This window comes from Bacteroides cellulosilyticus DSM 14838, from assembly GCF_000158035.1.
Lineage (GTDB): Bacteria > Bacteroidota > Bacteroidia > Bacteroidales > Bacteroidaceae > Bacteroides > Bacteroides cellulosilyticus.
In genome coordinates, this window is the sequence record NZ_EQ973489.1 from 460123 (window position 1) to 465581 (window position 5459).

Below are 5459 nucleotides of genomic sequence, written 5' to 3' on the forward strand. Positions count from 1 at the left end.
TGCCGTATTGGGCGATTGCAAGGAAACCCTTGCTGCCGTTACGGCACTTCTGAAACCTGCTACTCACCAAGAATGGTTGGATAGTTTCTTGCCTTACGAGAAAGTAGAGGAAGAAAAGGTGATCCGTCCTGAGTTGCATCCGGCAAGTAAATCTTTGAGTATGGGAGAAGTGATCCGTGCCGTAAGTGAGGCAACGAATCATGAAGCTGTATTGGTTACTGATGTTGGTCAGAATCAGATGATGTCTGCCCGTTACTTTAAGTATAGTAAGGAACGTAGCATTGTAACTTCCGGTGGGTTGGGTACAATGGGCTTCGGACTTCCCGCAGCAATCGGTGCAACTTTCGGACGTCCCGACCGCACTGTATGTGTATTTATGGGTGATGGTGGTCTGCAAATGAACATTCAGGAGATGGGAACCATTATGGAACAGAAGGCTCCCGTTAAGATGATCTTGCTGAATAATAACTTCCTGGGTAATGTACGCCAGTGGCAAGCGATGTTCTTCAATCGTCGCTATTCGTTCACTCCGATGCTGAATCCGGATTATATGAAGATAGCTTCTGCCTACGACATTCCTTCACGTCGTGTAATGACGCGTGAAGAACTGAAAGGTGCAATAGAGGAAATGCTTGCTACGGATGGTCCGTTCCTGTTGGAAGCCTGCGTTATGGAAGAAGGCAATGTGTTGCCGATGACACCTCCGGGTGGTTCGGTAAACCAGATGTTGTTGGAATGCTAATTTTATTCTTCGTTCTTAATTCTTAATTTAGTATGGATAAGACATTATATACGATAATCGTTCATTCGGAGAACTTCGCCGGTTTGCTGAACCAGGTAACCGCAGTGTTTACCCGTCGCCAGATCAATATCGAGAGTCTGAATGTTTCGGCTTCGTCCATCAAGGGTGTACATAAGTACACTATTACCGCATGGACGGATAAAGACACCATTGAGAAAGTGACCAAGCAAATCACCAAGAAGATAGATGTGCTTCAAGCGCACTACTTCACGGATGATGAGATCTATCAGCACGAAATTGCATTGTATAAGATAACAACCCCGATACTGGAAGAAAAACCGGAGGTATCGAAAGTAATCCGCAAGTATAATGCACGTATCGTAGAGGTGAATGCTGTGTTTGCTATCGTAGAGAAGAATGGTATGGGTGAAGAAATCACCAATCTTTATGACGAGCTGCGTGCCCTTGATTGTGTACTTCAGTTTGTGCGTTCAGGGCGTGTGGCTATCACCACGAGTTGCTTCGAGCGTGTGAACGAATACCTTGCCGACCGTGAAACGAAATATCGCTTGAAAAAAGAAAAGGAGCAAAACAATGAGTGAGAATAGTAGTAAGATAGGAAAATATCAGTTTGTAGCGGAGCCTTTTCATGTGGACTTTACCGGGCGTCTTACCATGGGCGTGTTGGGAAACCATTTGCTGAATTGCGCCGGTTTCCATGCCAGCGACCGCGGGTTCGGTATAGCCACGCTGAATGAGGACAACTACACATGGGTACTCTCCCGCCTTGCCATCGAACTGGATGAAATGCCTTATCAATATGAGGACTTTACCATCTGGACTTGGGTAGAGAATGTATACCGCCTTTTCACAGATCGTAACTTTGCCTTGTTGGACAAAGACGGAAAGAAGATTGGTTATGCGCGTTCTGTATGGGCTATGATTAACCTCAATACCCGCAAGCCTGCCGATTTGCTGGCATTGCACGGAGGTAGCATTGTAGATTATGTGTGCGATGAACCTTGCCCTATCGAGAAACCTTCACGCATCAAAGTGACTTCTACCGAACCGGTAGCTACATTGAAAGCTAAATACAGTGATATCGACATCAACGGACACGTGAACAGTATCCGCTACATCGAACATATCATGGACTTGTTTCCGATAGAGATGTATAAGGAAAAGCGTATCCGCCGTTTTGAAATGGCTTACGTAGCTGAGAGTTATTACGGTGATGAACTTACACTCTATAAAGATGAATTGGGTGACGGAGCTTTCGATATTGAAGTGAAAAAGAATGGCAGCGAGGTGGTTTGCCGTTCAAAAGTAATATTTACAGAGAAATAATTTTATTAATCATTAGCTGGCGCAAGCCACAAATAAAAAACTAAAAAAGAAAATGGCACAATTGAATTTTGGCGGTGTTACTGAGAATGTAATGACCCGCGAAGAGTTTCCTTTGGAAAAAGCACGTGAAGTTTTGAAAGATGAAACAATTGCAGTGATCGGTTATGGTGTACAAGGACCGGGACAGGCATGCAACCTGCGCGATAACGGTTTCAACGTAATCGTTGGACAGCGTCCGGGTAAGACTTATGAGAAAGCAATAGCTGACGGATGGGTACCGGGTGAAACACTGTTTGGCATTGAGGAGGCTTGTGAGAAAGGTACTATCATTATGTGCTTGTTGTCTGATGCAGCCGTAATGTCTGTATGGCCTACTATCAAACCTTACCTGACTCCGGGAAAAGCTCTTTACTTCTCTCATGGTTTCGCTATCACTTGGAGCGACCGTACAGGTGTAGTTCCTCAGAAAGATATCGACGTAATCATGGTAGCTCCTAAAGGTTCGGGTACTTCATTGCGTACTATGTTCCTCGAAGGTCGTGGTTTGAACTCTTCTTACGCTATCTATCAGGATGCTACAGGTAAAGCTATGGATCGTACCATTGCATTGGGTATCGGTATAGGTTCAGGATATTTGTTCGAAACCACTTTCCAACGTGAAGCTACTTCTGACCTGACAGGTGAGCGTGGTTCATTGATGGGAGCTATTCAGGGATTGCTGTTGGCTCAGTATGAAGTATTGCGTGAAAACGGTCATACTCCGTCAGAAGCATTCAATGAAACTGTAGAAGAATTGACTCAGTCATTGATGCCGTTGTTCGCAAAGAATGGTATGGACTGGATGTATGCTAACTGTTCAACTACTGCACAACGCGGTGCTCTGGACTGGATGACTCCGTTCCACGATGCTATTAAGCCGGTAGTACAGAAATTGTATGCAAGCGTTAAGTCTGGTAATGAAGCTCAGATCTCTATCGATAGCAATTCTCAACCTGATTATCGTGAGAAACTGAACGAAGAACTTCGTCAGTTGCGCGAAAGCGAAATGTGGCAGACTGCTGTTACGGTTCGTCAGTTGCGTCCGGAAAACAACTAATCCTTCTTGGGGATTAAGAATAAAAATGCCCGAATATTTGATTTCGGTGTTTCAATGTAGTATATTTGTAACCGTAATCCTGATTTAAGTTCGGGAAGAAGACAATGGGAGGAGTAACGTAAGTTGCTCCTCTTTTTTTATAACAAAGCATGAAGTTACCGGGGACTTCATAAATCTATTATTGACAAAAAAGGATTAGCCGAAATATCCGGTGTTTACATTAAGTTTTCCGATTTCTATAGTTGAATTTAAAGCAAGCCTATTTTTACCCAGTTGAGAAAATATATTTCTCTAACTGGGAAAATATATTATCTCAACTGGGAAAAAGATATTTCAGTATAAGTCGATGAGTTTTTCTTTCGGCGAGTCTATGTGATGGTATGGATGTATTCAATGAGTTCCTTATAGAACTTGTGGCGTTTCATTGTTTCCGCTTCGCCCAATATCACCAGCTTCATGCGGGCACGGGTGATGGCTACGTTCATTCTTCGCAAGTCATTCAAGAAACCTATCTGTCCGTCTTCATTGGCACGGACCAAGCTGATGAAAATGACATCACGTTCCTGTCCTTGGAAGCCGTCTACGGTGTTAACGGTGAGTAGACTCCGGTAGGGCTTAAGTGAGCCGCTTGCTTTAATCTTATTGCGAAGATATTGCACCTGGGCTTTGTAAGGGGAGATTATACCGAAATCGATCCGCTCTTCTAACACGCGTTTTCCACCGATGCGGTCGATATAAACTTTTAATTCTTGAAGAAGTAAATCTGCTTCTGCTTTATTGATACGCCCGAATGTTTCTCCTATAAACTCTTCTTTAAAATCCATGTCAGAAGTATCTATCCAGTTGATAGGAGTGTCCCAGTCGAGAATACCGCGGTATCGTATCTCAGGAGCCGCTTGTAGTTCTCCATTATAAAACCACTGAGAGGGAAATTTCATGATATCCTCGTGCATACGATATTGTACTTTTAATAGGGAGACGGTGCTGGGTTTATTGGCAACCACTCTTTCCATCAATGTACATTCGAGGCCTCCACGGGCAGCTTCGTAACATTTTATAGTAGGCGGAAGCTGGCAATGATCGCCTGCCAGTACTACACGGTCGGCTTTGCGAATAGCTATCCAACAGGCGGCTTCCAGGGCTTGGGCAGCTTCATCAATAAAAAGTGTACCGAAGTGACGCCCGTTCAGTATACGGTGATTGCTGCTGACAAGGGTGGAAGCTATGACATGGGCATTGTCAAAAAGATCGGCATTGATTTGTATTTCCAATTGTGTGGCACGATCACGCAGGCGACTCATACGATTGCGGGCGCTTTCACGTTCTTCATAACTGCCCCGATGCTTGCCACCTATTTCACGCATGGCTTTACGGATACTCCATAGTTCAGAATAGGCCGGATGCCCTTCGAAGCGGCGCTCATAAGTGAATGAAAGCATTTTGTCGTTTACCCGGGTGGGATTGCCAATGCGCAGGACATTCACACCACGATCTACGAGCTTTTCACAGATCCAGTCGACGGCAGTATTACTTTGGGCGCAAACCAGCACTTGAGGTTCGCGGTGCAATGTTTCATAGATAGCTTCTACGAGAGTAGTTGTTTTCCCTGTTCCCGGAGGCCCGTGTACAATAGAAACATCGCGGGAGTTCAATACTTTGTTCACTGCATTTTCCTGTGTAGAGTTCAGCCAGGGGAAACGGACGGGGTAGAGTTCACGGAATCCGGGTTTTAAAGTTCCCAACATAATATCTCTTAATTCTGCCAATCGATTGCCCTTAGCGCGAATTACATCGGAGAGTGCTTCGAACATAGTGCGGTAGGATGTTTCATCAAAATAAAGCTGCACTCCGAGGTTTTCGGCAGATTGCACTTCCAGTATAGCACCTGCACCGGGCATTGCAACAACCATACGTGTTTCGTTGGCATAGCTGATAGTACCAATAGAATTGAAATATGTGATCTTTTCGTCGTATCCTTTACGGAAAAAACAGACGGGACGCCCGAATTCAAAATTATGTTCTATATCAGTATCTTCCGTATGTGTAATTTCTATTACTAATTGATTCAGTGAATTGTAGTAACTTCGTCCGGGAGTGGCAGGATACCAACAGAGTCCCCGTTTTACCTTACGGGCGATGCCCATGGTTTCAGTCTGTCTTTTGAATTCTTCCTTTTCGAATTCATATTCCATGCGCAGGAGCAGTTCTTGTCGCTGAAGATGGTCTGTTGGAGAAAGGAGGTTATTGCTCATATAAACTAATGATGAATAATGA

Annotated in this window: 5 protein-coding genes; 4 read left to right on the forward strand and 1 reads right to left on the reverse strand. The window is 44.4% G+C overall.

Annotation, left to right across the window (positions count from 1 at the left end; genetic code table 11):
• From BACCELL_RS04435 to ilvC, 4 genes are all read left to right on the forward strand, one after another.
• Positions 1-742: thiamine pyrophosphate-dependent enzyme (locus tag BACCELL_RS04435; protein ID WP_007210375.1), on the forward strand; the 742-nt coding region annotated here is incomplete at its 5' end.
• A gap of 32 nt (positions 743-774) precedes the next feature.
• Positions 775-1344: an acetolactate synthase small subunit gene (ilvN, locus tag BACCELL_RS04440; RefSeq protein ID WP_007210376.1), complete on the forward strand. Its 570-nt coding sequence runs from the start codon at positions 775-777 to the stop codon at positions 1342-1344.
• Positions 1337-2089, forward strand: a complete 753-nt coding sequence (locus BACCELL_RS04445; RefSeq protein ID WP_007210377.1) for an acyl-[acyl-carrier-protein] thioesterase — start codon at positions 1337-1339, stop codon at positions 2087-2089. Before ilvN ends, BACCELL_RS04445 begins: the two co-directional genes overlap by 8 nt.
• 52 nt (positions 2090-2141) lie before the next feature.
• The gene (gene ilvC, locus BACCELL_RS04450) at positions 2142-3185 is read left to right on the forward strand and encodes a ketol-acid reductoisomerase (RefSeq protein ID WP_007210378.1); all 1044 of its coding nucleotides are present in this window, start codon (positions 2142-2144) and stop codon (positions 3183-3185) included.
• 368 nt (positions 3186-3553) lie between these two features.
• Here the strand turns inward: ilvC and BACCELL_RS04455 are convergent, their stop codons facing one another.
• Entirely contained in the window at positions 3554-5437 is a 1884-nt protein-coding gene (locus tag BACCELL_RS04455; RefSeq protein WP_007210380.1) for an AAA domain-containing protein, read from the reverse strand.
• Positions 5438-5459: the final 22 nt, after the last annotated feature.